The organism is Pseudocolwellia agarivorans (assembly GCF_002000085.1).
Taxonomy (GTDB): domain Bacteria; phylum Pseudomonadota; class Gammaproteobacteria; order Enterobacterales; family Alteromonadaceae; genus Pseudocolwellia; species Pseudocolwellia agarivorans.
Window position 1 is genome coordinate 434,415 of sequence record NZ_MUZU01000002.1, and the last position, 19,460, is coordinate 453,874.

Annotated in this window: 20 protein-coding genes; 8 read left to right on the plus strand and 12 right to left on the minus strand. The window is 34.7% G+C overall.

Features of this window, described 5'->3' with window-relative positions; all coding sequences use genetic code 11:
- Complete coding sequence (locus B0X80_RS04915; RefSeq protein WP_077338676.1) at positions 1–1,110, plus strand: FecR family protein; 1,110 nt, start codon at positions 1–3, stop codon at positions 1,108–1,110.
- Between the two features lie 378 nt (positions 1,111–1,488).
- Here the strand turns inward: B0X80_RS04915 and B0X80_RS04920 are convergent, their stop codons facing one another.
- The 5 genes from B0X80_RS04920 to B0X80_RS04940 form a co-directional block, all read right to left on the minus strand.
- A complete protein-coding gene (locus B0X80_RS04920) occupies positions 1,489–2,340 on the minus strand; it encodes a DUF6999 family protein (RefSeq protein WP_077338677.1) in 852 nt (283 codons plus the stop codon).
- Positions 2,333–3,019: an iron-containing redox enzyme family protein gene (locus B0X80_RS04925; RefSeq protein WP_077338678.1), complete on the minus strand. Its 687-nt coding sequence runs from the start codon at positions 3,017–3,019 to the stop codon at positions 2,333–2,335. The genes B0X80_RS04920 and B0X80_RS04925 overlap by 8 nt, the downstream gene beginning before the upstream one ends.
- 6 nt (positions 3,020–3,025) lie before the next feature.
- Positions 3,026–4,135: a beta-ketoacyl-ACP synthase III gene (locus B0X80_RS04930; protein ID WP_077338679.1), complete on the minus strand. Its 1,110-nt coding sequence runs from the start codon at positions 4,133–4,135 to the stop codon at positions 3,026–3,028.
- Positions 4,136–4,705, minus strand: a complete 570-nt coding sequence (locus tag B0X80_RS04935) for a diguanylate cyclase (protein WP_245825393.1) — start codon at positions 4,703–4,705, stop codon at positions 4,136–4,138. It abuts the gene before it with no gap.
- Between the two features lie 142 nt (positions 4,706–4,847).
- On the minus strand, positions 4,848–5,765 hold the full coding sequence (locus B0X80_RS04940) for a redoxin domain-containing protein (RefSeq protein ID WP_077338681.1): 918 nt from the start codon (positions 5,763–5,765) through the stop codon (positions 4,848–4,850).
- Between the two features lie 90 nt (positions 5,766–5,855).
- Here B0X80_RS04940 and pdxR point away from each other — a divergent pair, with 90 nt between their 5' ends.
- Both pdxR and B0X80_RS04950 read left to right on the plus strand, forming a co-directional pair.
- A complete protein-coding gene (gene pdxR / locus B0X80_RS04945; RefSeq protein ID WP_077338682.1) occupies positions 5,856–7,343 on the plus strand; it encodes a MocR-like pyridoxine biosynthesis transcription factor PdxR in 1,488 nt (495 codons plus the stop codon).
- A 43-nt stretch (positions 7,344–7,386) separates the two neighbouring features.
- Positions 7,387–7,776: a YkgJ family cysteine cluster protein gene (locus tag B0X80_RS04950; protein ID WP_077338683.1), complete on the plus strand. Its 390-nt coding sequence runs from the start codon at positions 7,387–7,389 to the stop codon at positions 7,774–7,776.
- 119 nt (positions 7,777–7,895) lie between these two features.
- Here B0X80_RS04950 and B0X80_RS04955 read toward each other — a convergent pair whose 3' ends face one another.
- From B0X80_RS04955 to B0X80_RS04965, 3 genes are all read right to left on the minus strand, one after another.
- Positions 7,896–8,960 (minus strand): family 16 glycosylhydrolase, encoded by a 1,065-nt coding sequence (locus B0X80_RS04955; protein WP_077338684.1) that lies wholly within the window; start codon positions 8,958–8,960, stop codon positions 7,896–7,898.
- A 353-nt stretch (positions 8,961–9,313) separates the two neighbouring features.
- Positions 9,314–9,637, minus strand: coding sequence for a hypothetical protein (locus tag B0X80_RS04960; RefSeq protein ID WP_077338685.1), 324 nt, complete (start codon positions 9,635–9,637; stop codon positions 9,314–9,316).
- A 91-nt stretch (positions 9,638–9,728) separates the two neighbouring features.
- On the minus strand, positions 9,729–10,073 hold the full coding sequence (locus B0X80_RS04965; protein ID WP_077338686.1) for a PBPRA1643 family SWIM/SEC-C metal-binding motif protein: 345 nt from the start codon (positions 10,071–10,073) through the stop codon (positions 9,729–9,731).
- Positions 10,074–10,326: 253 nt separating this feature from the next.
- On the opposite strand from B0X80_RS04965, the gene B0X80_RS04970 reads away from it, so the two are divergent.
- Positions 10,327–11,250 (plus strand): sensor domain-containing diguanylate cyclase, encoded by a 924-nt coding sequence (locus tag B0X80_RS04970; RefSeq protein WP_077338687.1) that lies wholly within the window; start codon positions 10,327–10,329, stop codon positions 11,248–11,250.
- A gap of 24 nt (positions 11,251–11,274) precedes the next feature.
- On the opposite strand, the gene B0X80_RS04975 is transcribed toward B0X80_RS04970, so the two are convergent.
- The gene (locus B0X80_RS04975; protein ID WP_077338688.1) at positions 11,275–11,550 is read right to left on the minus strand and encodes a GNAT family N-acetyltransferase; all 276 of its coding nucleotides are present in this window, start codon (positions 11,548–11,550) and stop codon (positions 11,275–11,277) included.
- A 28-nt stretch (positions 11,551–11,578) separates the two neighbouring features.
- Complete coding sequence (locus B0X80_RS04980) at positions 11,579–12,568, minus strand: GGDEF domain-containing protein (protein ID WP_077338689.1); 990 nt, start codon at positions 12,566–12,568, stop codon at positions 11,579–11,581.
- Between the two features lie 559 nt (positions 12,569–13,127).
- On the opposite strand from B0X80_RS04980, the gene B0X80_RS04985 reads away from it, so the two are divergent.
- Positions 13,128–14,069 (plus strand): DnaJ C-terminal domain-containing protein, encoded by a 942-nt coding sequence (locus tag B0X80_RS04985; protein WP_077338690.1) that lies wholly within the window; start codon positions 13,128–13,130, stop codon positions 14,067–14,069.
- An 88-nt stretch (positions 14,070–14,157) separates the two neighbouring features.
- On the opposite strand, the gene B0X80_RS04990 is transcribed toward B0X80_RS04985, so the two are convergent.
- Entirely contained in the window at positions 14,158–14,760 is a 603-nt protein-coding gene (locus B0X80_RS04990; protein ID WP_077338691.1) for a DNA-J related domain-containing protein, read from the minus strand.
- A 23-nt stretch (positions 14,761–14,783) separates the two neighbouring features.
- The gene (locus B0X80_RS04995) at positions 14,784–15,563 is read right to left on the minus strand and encodes a Crp/Fnr family transcriptional regulator (RefSeq protein ID WP_077338692.1); all 780 of its coding nucleotides are present in this window, start codon (positions 15,561–15,563) and stop codon (positions 14,784–14,786) included.
- Positions 15,564–15,806: 243 nt separating this feature from the next.
- On the opposite strand from B0X80_RS04995, the gene B0X80_RS05000 reads away from it, so the two are divergent.
- The 3 genes from B0X80_RS05000 (at position 15,807) to dnaK (ending at position 19,329) form a co-directional block, all read left to right on the plus strand.
- Positions 15,807–16,691, plus strand: coding sequence for a LysR family transcriptional regulator (locus B0X80_RS05000; protein WP_077338693.1), 885 nt, complete (start codon positions 15,807–15,809; stop codon positions 16,689–16,691).
- A gap of 102 nt (positions 16,692–16,793) precedes the next feature.
- The gene (locus B0X80_RS05005; RefSeq protein WP_077338694.1) at positions 16,794–17,201 is read left to right on the plus strand and encodes a RidA family protein; all 408 of its coding nucleotides are present in this window, start codon (positions 16,794–16,796) and stop codon (positions 17,199–17,201) included.
- A 232-nt stretch (positions 17,202–17,433) separates the two neighbouring features.
- Positions 17,434–19,329, plus strand: coding sequence for a molecular chaperone DnaK (dnaK, locus tag B0X80_RS05010; RefSeq protein WP_077338695.1), 1,896 nt, complete (start codon positions 17,434–17,436; stop codon positions 19,327–19,329).
- Positions 19,330–19,460: the final 131 nt, after the last annotated feature.

A 19,460-nucleotide genomic window follows, 5' to 3' on the forward strand; every position in this document is an offset into this window, starting at 1 on the left:
ATGAAAAATAATATTAGCCGCTTATCCGACCATACAGCAAGCAGCGATGATCAAATTTTAGATCAGGCATTACATTGGCTTGCAGAGCTTGACCGTGGTTTATCACAACAGCGAGAAAACGATTTAAAAGACTGGTTAGCACAATCAAATAAACACAAAGATACCTTTTTAGAAATGGTCGCTATGTGGGATAACTTAGATGTTCTCTCGCAACTGTCTACTATATTTCCTTATAAGAAAACACAAACTAAATGGTATCAGTCAGCTAATATGTATCGTGTTGCAGCCTCAATATTCCTTTGTACTTTATTGGGAATTTATTATGTTGTTCCCTATAGCAATAACATAAACAACACGAATATTGCTGCAACAAACAATGAAAACATTGTTACGTACCGCACACAAATAGGTGAAAAATCAACCGTAAGATTGTCTGATGGATCTGTTATTACCTTAAACACCAACAGTGAAGTTACTGTTAATTATTCAGATACTCTACGTAATTTAATGCTCAATTACGGTGAAGTACACGTAGATGTTGCCCATAACAAACAACGTAAATTTTTAGTACATGCTGGTGGTAAAGTGATTGAAGCTGTTGGTACAGCCTTTAATGTTCAGCACTTTAATAATATAGATATTGAACTCATGGTAACTGAAGGTACTGTTATTGTATCCGAACTTGCTAATAGCGCAGCTTCAGACAAAAACATTCTCGACGAATTTACCAATTTGTTATCTAAGCCTGAAGAAAAACTTATTGCAGTAACCGCCGGTGAACAGGTTAATTTAACCGTTAACCAAAAAGTAAAAGAGTCAACCGTACACGTTGAGCAAGCACCTACCGAAATAGCATCACGATTGTCTTGGATGGATGGTAATTTAGTCTTTAAAGGTGAATCATTACAACAAGCAGTTGACGAAATAAGTCGTTACTCACAATGGAAATTAGAGCTGCAAGGCGACGATGTTAAAAAAGTTAAAATTATAGGTCGTTTTCAAACGGGTGACATAGAACCGCTACTCTCTATATTGAATAAAAACTTCAATATCAATGCAAAACATGTCGCTAACAACAAAATAATTTTAAGTTTAAACAAAACAAGTTAATTAATATGCGCTTTACGGGTAATAACTGGAAGGTTTTACCTTTTGCATCTAAGTTCAAACGGGCTTAGGTGCTTTTTTATTTTCCAACAAAAAGTCTTCAAAGTAATGTTCAAAACTCTGAAGACGTCATGTTAAATAACCTCAGCTCGGGATAAGCAAAGTTACTCAACAAGCTATTTTTATGCCTAACTTCGTTGAATTTATTACTAATAGCCAGCTATTAGATAGAAAAATTCGCCTTGTTATACACAAAAATATCAATGTTGAGAGACTAATATAACTTAGGAAAACAACGATACAGATTAAGGTTTTGATAAATAAGATTTTTAATTCATTATCTAACATTCATTAACCCGAGTTGAGATTAAATAGTATTCCCTACTCAGCTATTTCTGCTACTTTTGATATTTCAGCTTGTCTTATTTCTTCTAATTTTGCATATAAGTGCTCGGTAAAAAAGCCATGCATTAAAAAGCGTTGTCCTAAGTTCCAAGGGCCCACTAAATACTGTGGGTACTTGTTATATGCCAATTCAGTTAAGGTATTGTCCCCAATGATACGACCAATTCTTATGGCGATTGATTGATCTAAATTAAAGCCATTTATTGCGTCTCTGTATTCGTCTTTTTTCAGTAACAAACAAAATAAACACATGAATAAAGCATGGGAGGTTTCAAAATCTAAAATTTGAGTCGTCTTTTTCTCAACTAATAATTCATCCATATGAATAGGTTGCCAACTCTGCCATTGGTAAGGCGTATTAGTATTAAGATTACTGACTTTATTGCTATTACCTAGTTTTATAAAGCAATCAAATAACTCTTGGTCATGATCAACAAATGTACTGTGCAACATGTCGTTAATTGTTTTTGGATAAAGATTAACTCTATGTTCATGCCCTGTATTTTCTGACAAAAAATTCAAAATATTAGATTCTGTCGCGTAGTGCCTTAAAATAAGTAGGTTGGCTTCTGGTGAGACAAAGTATTTACAAAACCAGCAAATTGTTTTTTGTAATGCTTTATGCGCACTAAATTGAGGTAAAGGTAATCGCTTAACAAACCAAACAATATGCAACAAAATAGCAAAGGTAAATTGTAAAATAGGTCTTAGCACCCAGCGGAATTTATTATCTAAATCTTGTAACCATAAATTAGCCGCTTCACTTTGTATCGGTAAAGAATCGTCTGTACTTATGGCTTGTAAATAAGCGCTACGAGGTTTATTCATGGTTATCAACTTCTTCTAATTGTAGCTGGTATAACTTAGCTACCACTTTAGCCGTACGAATAATGCCATCAATATTTTTTTGCGAAGTGGCTACACGATCAATCAAATTATAAAGCTCTTGTAGATGGTTCTCGTCATTTTCACCATGGTAATCCATAAAAGAGGTGGCATTGTTTTCAAAGCTAAATTGCTCATTAATATATCGAGACCATTTCGTGGCCATTTTGTTACCCAGCCCTTCAATAATCCACATAGCGCCAATTAAATCAACAGGATTCGGCTGACTTGCTCGATACATTAAAAAACCATGTAAAGCTTCTGAACCTATATTTTTTTGTGTTGATTCAATCACACTTTGCTCACCGCCAGCAGCAACATAGTCTGCTTCTAATAATTGATAATCTCGGTGTTCTTCTTCTGCATGATGAATAACAGTTGAACGTATGTCTGAATAATCGCGGTCAAAACTTGAAGCACTCCTACTGATCCATCTTGAGCCTTCAATCACTTGTTGACGTAAATTGAGTAACAGTTTTTGGTAATCTTCAAGGCTTAATCGCCCTTGCTCTAATCGTTTTACAATAGCAACTTTAGACACAGCTAAATCAAAGTCTAACCAAACTTTTAATAACGCTTGTAAGCAGTTTTGTCCTAAAGGGGTTAATACAACTTGTTCCATCAAAAATTACTCCGCTACAGTTAAGTGCATATATGCACAATTAAATCGCCCACTTTCAGGCACCATACAAAAAATCGTTTCACCAACCTTTAAATCATGTGTGTTAATAAATTCATCAAGCATAATAAAAATTGACGCACAGCCAGTGTTACCTCTTTCATATAAATTGGTGTACCACTTTTCTTCCTCAATGCTAGCCCCTGCGGTTTCCAACATATCAAAAATTTTACTTTTAAAATATTTAGACGAAAAATGACATAACACGTGATCTATTTTGTTCACTTCAACATCACCTTGCGCAATTAGTTTCAAAAAACCATGCACGCCAACCGACACTATATTGTCTAATAACCTAACATCTTGTCGGAGCATTAACGCCCCTGCTTTTTCTGCATCAGCATAAGTATCGTAGTCTTGCCAGGTTTTGTGTTCTTCATTTTTAGCCGTACCCACTGACATACAAACCGGATAAACATTGGCATGAGAAAAACTTTTGATCCAATCTATTCTTAGGCTTTTTCCTGTAGGTCTAGGCTGATTTTCTAAAAGTAACGCGCCTGCCCCATCAGACAACATCCAACGTAAAAACTCAGCATTAAAATCTACTTCGTTACCTTCAACTTGCTCATAACGTTTATTCTTAAAAAGTCTTGAAGTGAGTTCGCTAGCAACCACTAAAGCATTTTCGCTACATTCTGATTTTATACCAGTGAAGGCAGCTTTTAACGCCATCATGCTGCTAGAACAAATTCCATGGCTGGTATGTAGTTCAACTTCTGAAAGGTTTAACGAGGCCTGCACCATACTCCCAAAGCCAGGTAATACCATATCACCTTGGCTAGTGGCACAACTTAGCATTTGTATTTTTGTAGGTGAAAGGTAACTATTTTCAATACAAGCTACGCCTGCATTTGCCGCCATTTCACTGTTAGAGATTTGTGTTTGTTGCTGCTTATTAATGGCGTAATGTCGTTGCACTATGCCATTCGAATTAAGTATTTTATTTTTTAGTCGGCTTTTTTTACCGTTAATTAAACCTAAAACATCTTCAATTTCATCGTTGCTAATAGGGTCGCCCGGTAGATAATGCCCTGTACTATTAATATAAACGTCCACTTAAGATCCTTTTTTAAAATATACGTTTAAACAACGCAGGTTTTCTTCAATATACGGAAATACACAAACCACACACATAAATATTAAATAAGTAGGTAAATATGATGAAGTGCCATGAGGATTTTCAAGCGGTATTAATGACATATTCCCCGCCCACTCTAACGTGATTAGCGACTGAAATTCATCCCAATTAATCACTAATATCGACGTTAACATGTAAAGAGGTAAAGAACCTAAGTAGGTATGTGCATGCATTTCCCATATTGATATTTCACGCTTTGGAGCTGCATAACGAACATCCCAATGAGCGACAATTTCATGCGAAACCCAAGTTATAATACAAATAAGTAAAATAAGTACATTCACTTCAAACATCAAGCACATCAATATGGGAATACCCATTTGAATGCCCATTAAAGAATGCATTAACGATTCTTGAATACCCGAAGTGACTTCAATTTTTGTTGCTCGATGACAGCACCAATCAGCAAAACCCGCAATTCCCCACAAGGGCAAAAAAACATACAACATCGCATTAATCAGTAATACCGAGGTGTCCATTTCAATCATTCCATTATTTTTGAAAAAAACAAATACTACTTGAATCAATAGAAAATATATAGGTGTTTGGCGAGTTATCTAGCTATTAGTGATTGAATTAAATTAAGTTTTGGCTATCAAGTTCAGAACATTATCAGAGATATTTATCCTATTACCTTAACGCTTTATTTATCAATCCTTCAAAAGCTTCAACATCAGTTGTGCGGTCCACTACCTCATTACCTTTTAGCAAAATGAGTGTCGGTAAATGTTTAATTTTAAAGTTGAAAAAAGCATCCCCTTTGCGATCTATATTGGCAGATATTTTAATATTGTATTTGTTTATATACTCTTGAAGATCTTTTGACTCAGTCCATAAGTCGCTTGTTAATAATTGCCAATTTATATGAGGGTATTTATCAGCAAGTTTGTTCACTAAATTTTGCCCTGCGATACACGCTTTAGACATTGCTGGGCGTGTTTTTTCTAAATACCAATCACACCAAGTAGCGGTAATGTAAAGTGCCGTGTATTTATCATTTTCAAAGTTAAGGGACTGTGCTTTACCGCTGGCGCTTTCTAACACGATTGCTGGTAGTTTATTTTCGTGTTGTTGGGCTAGTATATGAAGCTTTCGGTCTAACGCCTCATCGGCAACATTCCCTTTATGTACAACATCGCCCTCTTTATCAATTAACACATGATATGGCGTACCATTAAATTCAAGTTCTTGTGCTAAACGACCATTATCATCTTTGTAAATGGGTAAGGTTAAACCGTACTTTTCAATAACATTTTTAATATTTTCGTCTGTTTCATTTAAGTCTATATTTATCGCTAAAAACTGAATGCTATTGCTATAAGTATCAAAATTTTCTTGTAAATGCGGCATTTCTTTCATACAAGGCTGGCACCAACTCGCCCAAAATTTCAAATAAATAGGTTTCTTACCCATAAGTTTTTCAACAGAAGTGACTTGGTTATCAAGTGTTGTTAACGGTACTGTAAAATCAGCCGCCTTAGTTTGATAACTACATAACAATAATAAGGTTATTACTGTGCTAATTAACCTAGATAACGTATTTTTCATCGTAAACTCGCCATATATAAAGTTGTTTTAATTATTCATTATTATGCTTATATTATTGGTACCTTATAAGAGCCACTATCGAGTTAATTAATGGATCCACTCTTTGAATTAGATATCACGGTTTCTGATAGTAGAACACGAACCTTAGTTGAAATATTTAGCCAAGCAATAAAAGTAGCGATTCAAGAAAAAAGATTAGTTGATGGTTACAAAATGCCTTCATCACGCGAGTTTTCACGTATAAAAAAAGTGTCTCGAAATACTATAATAGCGGTCTACGATGAGCTTTGCGTTACCGGTTATTTAGAAACAATTACAGGTAAAGGCACGTTTGTTAAAACTCAAAAACAAAGCCAAATAGTTATCAATAAGACACAACAAAAAAGTAGATTAGCAACCTACTGGAACAATTTAAACAACGACGATATTTTGCCTAAGCAAACGATGAGAACATACGACTTTAGTGTTGGAATACCCAACACTGCGCAATTTCCGTTTGATGTATGGCGAAGAGTTGTTAATAAAGCCACACGTTTACAATATTTAAATCATACTAAAGCAGCACCCCAGCAAGGCTTGGTTGATTTAAGGCAAGGCATTGTTAATCATCTTTCTTATTCAAGAGCTATTTCAAGTTCGTTCGAGCATGTATGTATTACATCTGGCGCGCAACAAGCGTTAGATCTTATTTGTAAATTGTTGATAACGCCTAAGCAAACTAAAGTAGCTATGGAAAGCCCTGGTTACCCTATGGCAAAACATTTATTTAAAATGCATAGGGCAAAAATAATTTATGTTGATGTAGACGAACAAGGGATGTGTATTGATCAAATACCAAATGATGTTGCATTAATTTACACTACTCCCTCGCATCAATTTCCAACAGGTGTCGCTATGTCGTTAGAACGACGACGTCAATTATTGCACTTAGCCAACAAGCACAACATTTCGATTATTGAAGACGATTACGATAGCGAGTTTAGACTAAGTTCCACACCTATTGATGCATTAAAATCTTTAGATACGTCTCAAAATGTATTTTACGTTGGTACATTTTCTAAATGTATGTTTCCAGATATTCGCTTAGGTTTTTGTGTGTTACCTCCTTGGGCGATAGAGGCATTTTGTAATGCCAAACTGCTTACCGATTGGCATAATTCAGTATTACTACAAACAGCTTTATTTTTATTTATTAGTGAAGGCCATTTAATTAAACACATCAGAAAAATGCGTAAATGTTATCAAGAGCGTTATCAAGCCATTTGTCAGCAAATTAACTTACATTGTGCCGAGTATTTAACACCTACGAATGTGTTTTCTGGCGTGCATCTTTCCGTAAAAGTAGTAGAGCATATTAACGCTTTTACTTTAGCGAATACATTACAAGAACAAGGTATTACGGTAAGTTCAATTACCCATTTTGAAAACGATATAAATGCACAAAACAGCTTAGTATTAGGCTATGGAAATATAACGGTTGAAGAGATTAAAAGCGCTGTTCGCTTGATAGAAAAAACACTTAAAAGTATGAATAAAACAATAGGAATACTCGATTCAAATAAATCCCCTCATCAATGATACAATACGCTATTAATACCTATCAGCGACTTATAAATAACCTATGAAAGATTGTAACCAATGCGGTAAATGTTGTATCAAATACGGTGGTGAAGATCTTTCAGTAACAAAAGAAGAAGTTGACCTTTGGGAAATGTTTGAACCAAACATATTCAAATTTGTTAAAGATTACAAAACTTGGTTTGATCCTGAATCTGGCGTTAGGCTGAAACAATGCCCTTTTCTTGAAGTAGTACCTAAAGAAACACCTCTTACTGCCAATAAGTATACTTGTAGTATTTACTTCAACAGACCTGAAGATTGTCGTCTTTACCCTAGTCTTATTCCTGAAATGATAAGAGACGAATGTGAAATGATTGAAGCCGTAGATATAGCAAATCCAAAACAAGCTCAAATAAAATTAGATGTATTGATGATAGATAGTCATTCATAAAATGACGTAGGATTTAACGCTAATAAAAAGGAATAAACTTTGCTGGCAGGGGTTACCAGCAAAGTTTATTTAGCGCATTAATGAGTCTATAAAATTAATGCGCTATTACAAAAAACTCTCTACTTAGCTTTTTGCCAAACACGTAAGTATTCCACTTCAAAATCAACAATACCGTCGTCTTTCTCACCTTCAGGGCTGTTAGCTTCTAAATCTTCTTTAGAGTCTGGGTAACCTCTCCACGGGAAAGATTCCGTATCCAACCAAAGATGCATTGCTTTATCAATAACCCAACCTTTGTCACGACCTTTTTTCTTAGCAAATGCTTCTACATCAGCAATAGATACGTCAGAAACTAATTTACCATCAACATAATAACGGATACCTGTTTCGCTCCACTCAAACCCATATACATGGAAAGCATCAGCAACTCTAAAACCTAAGTCTTTAGTTTCAGTATAAGTAACGTTTTTACCATTTTCGTGACCATATTTAGGATCCCAATCATGAATAGTCCACCATAAATCTCTATCTCTATCGGCTTCCCCTTCCATACGATGGCTACCAAAGTGTTCGAAAATATCTAACTCTAATGAAGTATCATTTCGTTGACCATTTGGAGTTTCATGTCTAGTCATCCAAAGTGCGCTAGATACTTCAGCATCAGCAGCTTTAGCACGTACTTCCATATAACCGTATTTAAATATTTTACGATTAATAATAGCAGCAGTCGTAAAGTTCCCATATTGCCATTTAACGTTATCTAAGCCTTGTTCCGTCGTAAATGGAAAATCAGGTTCCCAACGAGCTGATAACTTTAACATGCCATCTTCTAAACGGACGTTGCCACCAGAAAACTGCGCTGGAGCACGACCAATCCATACTTCACGTTCTGGGTGATCTGGGTCTTTATAAATAGGGTGTCCGTTTTCATCCAGCTTACCAACAATAAACCATTTATCTTCGTCTAAAGCTTTACCGTCAAACTCGTCACTCACTTCAGTATTTAATACCCAAGCGCCTGTATTTTTAGGGTCGCTTAACGGTAAAAACTTTTGTGCCGGAGCTTTGGTAGCAGCAGCTGTTTGTTTTTCTGCGGTGTCAATACAACCTGTTAATGTTACAGCAGCAGAACAGAGTGCTACTAATGCTAATTTATTTATCGATTTTTTATTTTTCTTAATCATACAGTTATCCATATGTCTTTTATTTGATGAATTGATTTGAATGTAGTCAAGAAGTAAGTCTATGGATATTGCTAAAGAGAGTCAACAAACATCATACCTTTATATAAAAAATATGATTAGGAGTTTACATATGCTTATGAATTTTAATCTATGTCATAGTAATAAAACTAAAAATAAATAATTGAAAAACAGTTAGATAAATAGTCATTAAAGAAGTGTCGTTATGGTACATCGTATTACTTGGCTTATTTTTTATTTGTAATAAAATATTATGCTAAAACAAAAAAAAGCCCGAATATTGCTATTCGGGCTAAGTTATCATTAAAATAATTTTCTATCGAAATAAGTAAAGCTTAACGCTTTGCGCCACCTGTTTTTTTCATTTGTACAACTTTTCTAGCTATAGCCAACAATTCTGGTGCAATATCGTCCGCGCCATCTTTTATTAATTTACTCACATCGCCTGAAGAAAAAAACGAACCACGTTCAGCTTTAATACCTAAAGCTCTCACAAAATCTTTTGTTTTTCCTGTGCTACCTGTATCTATATATTTAAAAATAATTTGTTCATTAAGACTATGAGGCTCTTGCTTTAACATAGCGACATCATCTGAAAGTTCTTTTATTTCAGCTTCTAAATTTTTAATTAATTCGGCAATATTATTATATGGCTTCATTCAGTGTTAACTCTCTTAATTATCGCTATAGGGAAAAACGGGTGTGCTAATAAAATATAAGCATTGTAATGTTAAATTTAATGAGTAGGTATTAACCACAGCACTTTTTATATTTTTTACCACTACCGCACGAGCAAGGCTCATTACGATTTGGTGTTTTTTCAAAAGTCGTTGTTACGGGCTTATTTAGAATGGTATTAAGTTCATTAATATTCTCATCCTCATCACTCTTTAAGGAATTATCTACAGTAATCTCTGCAAATAATTTATTATCAGCAACTAAAGTAGCAACTTCTATTTTTCTTTCTTCACTAGCAACAACCAGTGTTAAAGGATTTTTTTCTGTGCCAAGTTTAACGGTACGCTTAGTGTTATAACCTGTTGTTACATGATTTTCTCTGGTATGGATACGCCCTTTGTAATACAGATCGTGCATATATGCTCCGTTAATTAAACCTTTAATTCAGCGCGGCAGTATAAAGCAAACGAGTAAATAGTCACGGATAATGCAAAGAATAGCTAATTTTATATGAGTTTAATAAATATCTGATTTATTTTTTTATTTTTCATAAGCACATTATAAAAAACAACCTATTATATAGGGTAAGATTATATCAACTCCAATCTTCTGTATAATAAGCTATCAAAAAAATATCTAAGTAATATTAACAAAAGCATAGGCTTAATTAGTGTCGACATTGCCAAATAAAAAAATTGAAAAAATATTAGTTGAAGCATTATTATTAACAAAAGATGGTGTTGGCCTTTTTGATCTTGGCGATCGACTTATTTTTTGTAACGACCTCTTTGGTGAACTTTTTGGTTTATCTGCTAGCGAAGCACTAAATAAAACATTTACGGAGTTATGTTTTGGTTGCTTTAATACAAATAAAGGAGCCAATATTGAAGCCGATGATTTTGAAACATGGATCTCCAACGCTTTATTAAAAAGAAGAAGTAGTAACTACCGAACCTTTGAAACAGATACAGTAGAAGGTAAGCACTTCATCGTTACTGAGCAAATTGCCCAAGAAGACTTTTTATATGTTTATATTACAGATATTACTGAAAAGAAAAAAAACGAACTTCGATTAAAACTTATGTCGCAAGAACTAGAAGAACTTGCAACAACGGATTATTTAACTGGTATCCGAAACCGTCGCTATTTTTATCAAATGGCACGAGCCGAGTTTAACCGCAGTAAAAGAAAGTCAACAACGCTATCACTTCTTATTTTAGATCTTGATAAGTTTAAATTAATAAATGATAACTATGGGCATAAAGCTGGCGACATAATATTACAAACCGTAACGCAAACCATAAGTAAGTTATTAAGAAACTATGACATTTTTGCGCGTATAGGCGGCGAAGAGTTTGCTATTTTATTACCTTCAACCGATGCTAAGCTCGCTTATATCATTGCAGAGCGCGTCAGAAAGTCAGTAGAATTAATAGAAGTTACCTTTGAAGATACAATATTAACTATAACCACCTCGATAGGAATGGTTGAAAGTTCAGAAGAAATCACCTCTTTTGATCAGCTCGTACAAACCGCTGATAAATACTTAAATCAAGTTAAAAAACAAGGAAGAAACAAAGTATTATTTAGTTAAGCTTATGACCTTTTCTCAAAAAACTTAAACAAAAAAATCACTTTTTTCAGGGTGTTTTTCCTGATACTTAATAATATAAGTACATTGCGCCACGGCTTTTTTATTATCTTTTTTAATCTGCTCAAGCACATCTTCTAACAATGTTTTTGCTAATCCCTTACCAGCTAACTCATCAGGTACAAAGGTATGGGTTAAGTGCATTTCGCCGTTTTGATCATCATAAATAATATAGGCGATATAACCATCAATATGATATTCGTATTGACATGCGTTAGCATTATGAATAAGCGTATATGACATAGATTTTAAACTCTTTAATTAAGTGGCTTCAGGAGGTTTTTGTTTTAAATGCACATTTTTCAGCGTACATACTTTTATCTGCCTGATGAATAAAATCATCTGGTGATAAATAAGCTTCAGGCCCTGTTTGAGCATAACCTATACTCATGGTTAATTGATCTAATTCATTATGTACGTTTTCTAATAACCTCTGCCCGTAGCTATTTTTTGCTTGTTCTAAAGTACAATTTGGAAAAACAATACAAAACTCATCTCCACCATATCTAAAAGAATGATCTTCAGCGCGAGTAATGCTCTTGATAGTATTAGCAACGCTTAATAGTATTTCATTACCTTTTTGATGACCCTGAGTATCATTTATTTTCTTAAAATCATTGAGATCTATATAAGCGATAGTAACTGATTCACCACGACGTTCAGCACTATACAAAACAGAAACAAGAATATCATTTAAATTTCTTACATTTAACAACCCTGTTAGTGGATCTCTTGTTACTTGCTCTTTTAACCGAGCAATAACCGCTTCACTTTTAGATTCGTACACATAAACCATCGACCAAATAGCTATTACACAAAGCCCAAAATTCCCCATAACAATCCAATGTATATCTGAGTTCATTTGAAAGACTAAACGTCCAAGAAACCCTAAACCAACAAATACACTTATTGCTGTTAATATGGTTCCTACTTTACGTCCTAAAAGTAAATAAGAGATGATAGGGAAAATAAAAAGCCAAGCAAATAAACCACTTCGATAATTAGTGAAATAAATTCCATATAAAACAAGAGAATAAAAAGTACATAAATAAATAAAAGACCAACGTTCCAAATGTTTAGTTGTTGATACAATACTCAGAATATAGAGCCAAAAAAGCGCTATAACCCCTTCCATAATAGCGAAAGAGTACCACCCGCTAATCCAATTTTTTATCGCAAAAAATGTTGCAGAAAAAATAGTGACTACCAACAGTATACGTAAAGCGAATCGCCTGTAATCATAGCTTTCTTGTTTAATCATTAAAATTTACCATCATAAAAATCAATTAAATATTTAATTGGTTACCTAAAAATTCATTTAAAACGCAGATTCCCATTATTTAAATATATTGATTAACATAAATGCTATTTGGAGTATAAATTTTAGAAAAATCATTGCTAATAGTATCTAAATTCAGATGTTATATAACAACAAACTAATGATGTTATTCATACATCTATAACGCTCACGGTATATTCAGCGGTATGGGTATTTACAACAATTCTTTAGTTGTACTGTTATTACTAGCATAGCTGAGAAAATTGAATTTGTTTATTGAATATAAAATATTTATTGTGAAAAATTAATATGTTGAACAATAGATAACGAGTTTAAAACCTAATTACGGAAATTTTTCTTTTAAGTGTCACATAACTGACATTCATTATTTTTAATTGTTCTATAATAATGCCATCACATTCGCTCATTTTTCCACCTAGTTTGAACTAAATAGTTATACACACTGTTTTTAATCCGCTTATCTACAATTAAAACAAATCTGTAGTAGCTAACTTAGGTGTTATTTACGCAGGAGGTTATCGTGAATTATAAAGATTATTATAAAATTATGGACGTTTCTAAAACAGCGTCTCAAGATGAGATCAAAAAATCGTATCGCAAATTAGCACGAAAATTTCATCCTGACGTTAGTAAAGAGAAAGACGCCGAAAGTCGCTTTAAAGATATAAACGAAGCTTATGAAGTACTGCGCGATAAAGAAAAACGCGCCGCTTACGATCAACTTGGTAGCAACTGGAAATCAGGTCAATCAGGGTTTACACCTCCACCTAATTGGAAAGATCAATTCAACCAAGGTAATACTAACGCAGGTGACCCAGGTGACTTTAGCGACTTTTTTGAATCACTCTTTGGAAGCAGTTTTGCTGGCAATCAGCGTGCTCCAAGAGGCCGAGGCTCGTATCAAAAGCAAGGCCAAGACAGTAATGCGAAAATCATGATAGATTTGCAAGACTCATACACAGGAGCTACACGAAGTTTTACCCTGCAAGATCAAATAATTAATCAACACGGACAATCGCAACCTAAAGAGCGTACGTTAAAAATTAATATTCCAAAAGGGATAAAAGCAGGCCAAAAAATTCGCTTGAAAAATCAAGGTGGGGCTGGCGTTGGCGGTGCTAACAACGGTGATTTATATATTGAAATAAGCTTTAACCCTACTCCATTATATGAAGTTGATGGAGCAAATATTACAACCGAGTTAAACATTAGCCCGTGGCAAGCAGCCTTAGGTGACAAAGTTAAAGTACCTACTCCAACAGGAGTTATCGACTTAAGCGTGCCTAAATTAAGCAACAGCGGTAGTAAAATGCGTTTAAAAGGTCGCGGATTACCTAGTAAAGTACCGGGAGATTTTTTTGTAAAACTGAAAATTGTTCTACCAAAAAGTTTATCCACTGAAGAAGAAAAGCTGTATCAATCTTTAAAAGCGCTAACGGCTAATAATAAGGAAAAGGCATAAGCCAAAGAAAATATTTAGCTATTCCCATAACACTTCAAGATCCAACTTATGTATCTTGAAGTGGCATGAGAATAAGATTTTCTACTCTTTAAAAAAGCTTATCTAAAACCGTTTTAGCTTGGCGAATCTTACTAAAGGCTTCAGCACAACCACCTTTATCTGGATGATGCTTTTGAGCGAGATGTAGGTACTGAGCTTTAACCATTTTTGCATCAGCATTCGACGGCAGACTTAACGTTTCAAGCGCCTCTTTCTTGTGGTCTTGTGCGATATATTTTTGCCAAAATGATTTGAGCATGTCATTTATTTGATCTTCTTGCGTTTCAAAATAATGCGTTGAATTTAAGTAATAACTTTCTAGAGGATCGATTGCTTCAAGTGCTGTTGGTAACTCGCTATTGCTTAGCCTAGGTTCATTTATCGCTGTTCTTTGTATTCGTACAGACTCAATCATAAGTTCAAAGTTTTGCTCGCAACAATATTGTTTTTTTAAATGATAAAGCCCGTGCATACAAAGAAAATGCGCACTAAATAAATCTTTAGTATTCGCCAATGAAAAACACTCAAAAGGTGCTACTTTATTATCCTGCAAATGCTTGATTATCTGATACTCATTGGTTAATGGTGAGCTATTCAAGAATTGATCTATTTCATCAAGTATTGGGGTTAAGTAAGGATTTAATGTCTGCATTTTTAAATAATAAGCTTCAGCTATTAACTTTTAAAAGATGAGTTAGTTGATAAAGGCGCATTAGGTAAAACCTCTGTGTACTTAGCTTCTTTTTCTAATGCTTCTAAATCTTTAATAATTAACTGATTACGTTTTTTATCAAGGGTGTCTTCTTGCTTCCAAAGTTGTAATTGTTTATTAATGACCTGCCGTACAGAGCCCGTCATTCGCGCTAAGGTTTCATCGTTTAAACCATTCACTAAATGATGCTGATGCTCTTCTTCTTTCGCCCCCGTATAAAACTTAATTTTATTAATATGTTCTAAAATAATTCGACTTAAACGTGTAGGAACATCGTGCAATATTAAATTACTTGCCTGTTGTTCTTTTTCACGCATTTTTTTAGCTAAATAAGGCATAAACTGCTGGTTAAATTCAGGATATGTCCACAACCAATGGCGCATGGTTGCCAACTTAACCGACAGTAATTTAACCGTTGTTAAAGGTGAAATAATAACATCGTGTGGTTGGTCATCAAACAGCACCATTAAATCAAAACAATCGCCCGCATAAAGCATGTCTAACGTAGCTTCTCGACCGGTTTCAGCATTGCTTTGTTTAATTTCTAATTGCCCTTCAATCATCACAAAAAAGCGCTGAGTCAGTATATTTGAATTAATATATTCGCCTTTGTGCCATTCGTTCAGTTGAAACTCTTGTTGAAAATCTTCAATAAGTTTTGCGGGTAAATCTGCAAAAAGATTAGCTTGCTTTACTAAAACGGGGCTGGCTTTTTGTGGTAAATGATTAACATCTTTATTCATAGATAAAATGATTTGGCCGTAACATAAGCGAGTGTTTTTATTCTACCTAGATGTTGCTATATAGCAAAGTAAAGCGATAGCTCTATTTTTTAAAGAATTGCTGAACGTTTAGTAATCGCCACTTTGAATAATAAATTAACAAATAACATTTACTTCACATACTATGACTTAATGCGTTCTTTGATATTTCTTCTCAAAAAAATCAGATATTATAATGCCAGTAACTTTTACCACGATATCAATATGTTCAATAACTTAGAAATTCACCACCTCAAAACGTTAGAAGCACTTTATTACTATAAAAGCGTAGCTAATGCTGCTGAAAAGCTGAATATTTCGCAACAAGCTATCAGCCTAAAGCTTAATAAGATGCGGAATATTTTTGGTGACCAATTATTTCTCCGTCAAGATAACAGCTTAGTACCTACAGAATATACGCATAAAATACTTCCATATGTTACTAACGTACTAGAAAACATTCATAACATTCCATTACCTAGTGCCCTAAAACTGTGTGAAATAAATAGAACATTAGTTATTTCTGCAACCGATTACGCACAAAAAGTGCTTATTACTCCATTAATAAGAAAGCTTTCAAAAGAAGCGCCTAATGTACAGTTAATTGTATGTAATATCGAAGTTGCTAGCCTCGCAAAAAAAATGGCTATTGGGAATATTGATTTAGCAATCACTTCATATGGTTATGTACCTGAAGGACTTTTAGCCACTCCCATTCATACTGAAAGCTATCGCTGCCTTAGCGGTAATACCTCCACAAGCAATACACAACCAATGAGTTTAAAAGAGTTGGTTGAATTTGACTTTATAGTGACCAATCCAGGAACAGGCAACTTAAAAGGATCGGCTGATTATTGGTTTGAAAAACAAAACCTTTCACGAAAAATAATTATGTCGGCTCCTTCTTTTGATATGACAAAAGCGTTCCTTAAAAATACTAATATGGTGGCTTTTATACCATCACGTTTGCTTCCATGTGATGGTCTTAATGAAATAATTCTTGAGAAATACCCACCTGGATATGAAGTCGTTGCAACCTATCATCCAAGAAGTAAAGACGACATATTAATTAACTGGGTATTAAAAGAAATGGCAAAGCATTCTAATTAAACACTACAACTACACCTTGTAACCACTACAACTCCATCTTGGTATCTCTAGCATGAACTATAGCGTATTTTTATTTTCTCTAAAAAACACTTAGGAAATCAAATGAACATACTAAAAATAAATCCCAACTCCCTTTACGATTGCACTCCTAACGGAATGTCTCAAGCCACCATATCGACTAAGTTAGGGCTTGTCTTTGTTTCTGGGCAAGTAGACTGGTCAATTGAACATAAAATATCGAGCAATACCATAAAAGGACAAACACAAGCTGCTATGGAAAACCTAAAAAAGGTTTTACACGCATCAAACTCTTCTTTAGATAAGATTTTACAATTACGTGTTTATGTCCGTGGAGAAGTAGCTGAACATTTAGAAGAACTAGGTTCTGTTCTCTACGAATATACCCAAAAATCTCTACCCGCCTTAACAGGAGTAGGCGTTAGTTCATTGGCTAGTCCTGAGCTACTTATTGAGATAGAGGCAATAGCCGAACAATTAGATTATAAATAGTTAGTAAGTTAATAAATTTCAGTAAACCTCAGTAAATAATAAAAAATCACACTTCTGTCACTTTTGTGACAGAAGCATTTCTCCAGCTCCCCTATTATAGCTTCACTAACCAAGCAGCCTTGTATAACAGTAGATTTATACAAGGTTGTTTATCGGGTCAACGTGCTGATTTGGACATTACCAAAAGCATAAGACTTTTTATTAAATACTTTCAAAGTAACAGGTGATTATTATGACTAAAACAATTGGTATTGACTTAGGTACAACAAACTCATGTGTAGCAGTTATGGAAGGCGGCAAAGCACGAATTATTGAAAACGCAGAAGGTAGCCGTACAACCCCTTCTATTGTTGCTTATGCAAATAACGAAACCTTAGCTGGCCAACCAGCCAAAAGACAAGCAGTAACAAACTCAAAAAACACCTTATTCGCTATTAAGCGATTAATTGGTCGTAAGTTTGATGATAAAGAAGTGCAAAAAGATATTAAATTAGCCCCTTATAAAATCATAAAAGCAGACAACGGCGATGCTTGGGTTGAAGTAAACGGCAAAGCGTTATCGCCACAAGAAGTATCAGCGCAAATTTTACGTAAACTGAAAAAAGATGCTGAAGCTTATTTAGGGGAAACAGTAACCGATGCCGTTATTACCGTACCCGCTTACTTTAACGACTCGCAACGCCAAGCAACGAAAGATGCAGGTAAAATTGCCGGCCTTAACGTAAAACGTATTATTAACGAACCAACCGCAGCAGCATTAGCTTACGGCGTTGATAAAAACAGTAAAGCCGACCAAAAAGTTGTCGTTTACGATTTAGGTGGCGGAACATTCGATGTATCGATTATTGAAATAGCCAATGTAGACGGCGAAAAACAATTTGAAGTATTAGCCACTAACGGTGATACCTTTTTAGGTGGTGAAGATTTTGATTTACGCCTGATTAATTACCTTGCAGATGAGTTTAAAAAAGAAAGCGGTATTGATGTGCACGAAGATTCTTTAGCTTTACAGCGTATTAAAGAAGCAGCTGAAAAAGCGAAAATTGAATTATCATCAGCTATGCAAACCGACGTAAATTTACCGTACATAACTGCAGATGCAAGTGGCCCTAAACATTTAAACGTAAAAGTTACACGTACTAAATTAGAGTCATTAGTAGAAGACTTAGTAAAAAGTACCATAGCGCCATGTGAGCAAGCGTTAAAAGATGCTGGTATAAGTAAAGGTGATATTAGCGAAGTTATTTTGGTGGGTGGTCAAACACGTATGCCAAAAGTACAAGAAGCCGTTAAAAGCTTTTTTGGCAAAGAACCACGTAAAGATGTAAACCCAGACGAAGCCGTTGCCATAGGTGCAGCCATTCAAGCGGGTGTGTTATCAGGAACGGTTGGCGATGTGTTATTGCTTGATGTAACACCACTATCGCTAGGTATTGAAACCTTAGGCGGTGTAATGACCAAGCTTATTGAAAAAAATACCACTATACCAACACGTGCTTCTGAAACCTTCTCTACAGCTGAAGACAACCAAGCAGCGGTAACCGTGCATGTATTGCAAGGCCAACGCGAAATGGCAAGCGATAATAAATCGTTAGGTCAATTTAACTTAACGGATATTAAGCAAGGTCCACGTGGCTCTGTACAAGTTGAAGTAACCTTTGATATTGATGCAGATGGTATTTTAAATGTATCGGCTAAAGACAAAGCTACAGGTAAGGAGCAAAGTATTAAAATTACCGCATCAAGTGGTTTAAGCGAAGATGAAATTAACAGCATGGTAGAAGATGCCGAAAAACACGCAGCTGAAGACAAACAAAAACGCGAGTTAGTTGAGCAACGCAACCAAGCAGATCAATTAATTCATACCGTGCAAACCTCGATGACAAGTTTAGCTGAAGATCAGCAAACAGAGCTTAAAACATTAATTGAACAACTAAAAATGGCAGTTAATGGCAATGATAAAGCAGCAATTGAAATGCGAAAAAATGCATTACAAGAGGCTTACAGTAAAGTTATGCAAGCGCAAACACAACAAGCTGAACATGCACAAAGTGAAAACAGTGCTGCCAACGATATTGTAAATGAAGATGTAATTGACGCTGAGTTTGAAGATGTTAGTAACGGGTAAAAACTGAATAGCTGATAAGGTCGAGCGGCTTATAATAAAGTTAACAAGACCTTATCTCAGATCAAGCTAATTCAGTTCATATTCGCTTAATATACTACTCATATTAAGTAATAAGATAACTCAATAGACCA

Bases quoted from the DNA above. Each gene is read 5' to 3' on its own strand.
- B0X80_RS04915 (WP_077338676.1), top strand. From the start codon at position 1: ATGAAAAATAATATTAGCCGCTTATCCGACCATACAGCAAGCAGCGAT.
- B0X80_RS05000 (WP_077338693.1), top strand. From the start codon at position 15,807: ATGTTCAATAACTTAGAAATTCACCACCTCAAAACGTTAGAAGCACTT.
- pdxR (WP_077338682.1), top strand. From the start codon at position 5,856: ATGGATCCACTCTTTGAATTAGATATCACGGTTTCTGATAGTAGAACA.
- B0X80_RS04925 (WP_077338678.1), bottom strand. From the start codon at position 3,019: ATGGAACAAGTTGTATTAACCCCTTTAGGACAAAACTGCTTACAAGCG.
- B0X80_RS04975 (WP_077338688.1), bottom strand. From the start codon at position 11,550: ATGTCATATACGCTTATTCATAATGCTAACGCATGTCAATACGAATAT.
- B0X80_RS04940 (WP_077338681.1), bottom strand. From the start codon at position 5,765: ATGAAAAATACGTTATCTAGGTTAATTAGCACAGTAATAACCTTATTA.
- B0X80_RS04995 (WP_077338692.1), bottom strand. From the start codon at position 15,563: ATGAATAAAGATGTTAATCATTTACCACAAAAAGCCAGCCCCGTTTTA.
- dnaK (WP_077338695.1), top strand. From the start codon at position 17,434: ATGACTAAAACAATTGGTATTGACTTAGGTACAACAAACTCATGTGTA.
- B0X80_RS04980 (WP_077338689.1), bottom strand. From the start codon at position 12,568: ATGATTAAACAAGAAAGCTATGATTACAGGCGATTCGCTTTACGTATA.
- B0X80_RS04960 (WP_077338685.1), bottom strand. From the start codon at position 9,637: ATGAAGCCATATAATAATATTGCCGAATTAATTAAAAATTTAGAAGCT.
- B0X80_RS04920 (WP_077338677.1), bottom strand. From the start codon at position 2,340: ATGAATAAACCTCGTAGCGCTTATTTACAAGCCATAAGTACAGACGAT.
- B0X80_RS04935 (WP_245825393.1), bottom strand. From the start codon at position 4,705: ATGATTGAAATGGACACCTCGGTATTACTGATTAATGCGATGTTGTAT.
- B0X80_RS04965 (WP_077338686.1), bottom strand. From the start codon at position 10,073: ATGCACGATCTGTATTACAAAGGGCGTATCCATACCAGAGAAAATCAT.
- B0X80_RS05005 (WP_077338694.1), top strand. From the start codon at position 16,794: ATGAACATACTAAAAATAAATCCCAACTCCCTTTACGATTGCACTCCT.
- B0X80_RS04950 (WP_077338683.1), top strand. From the start codon at position 7,387: ATGAAAGATTGTAACCAATGCGGTAAATGTTGTATCAAATACGGTGGT.
- B0X80_RS04955 (WP_077338684.1), bottom strand. From the start codon at position 8,960: ATGATTAAGAAAAATAAAAAATCGATAAATAAATTAGCATTAGTAGCA.
- B0X80_RS04990 (WP_077338691.1), bottom strand. From the start codon at position 14,760: ATGCAGACATTAAATCCTTACTTAACCCCAATACTTGATGAAATAGAT.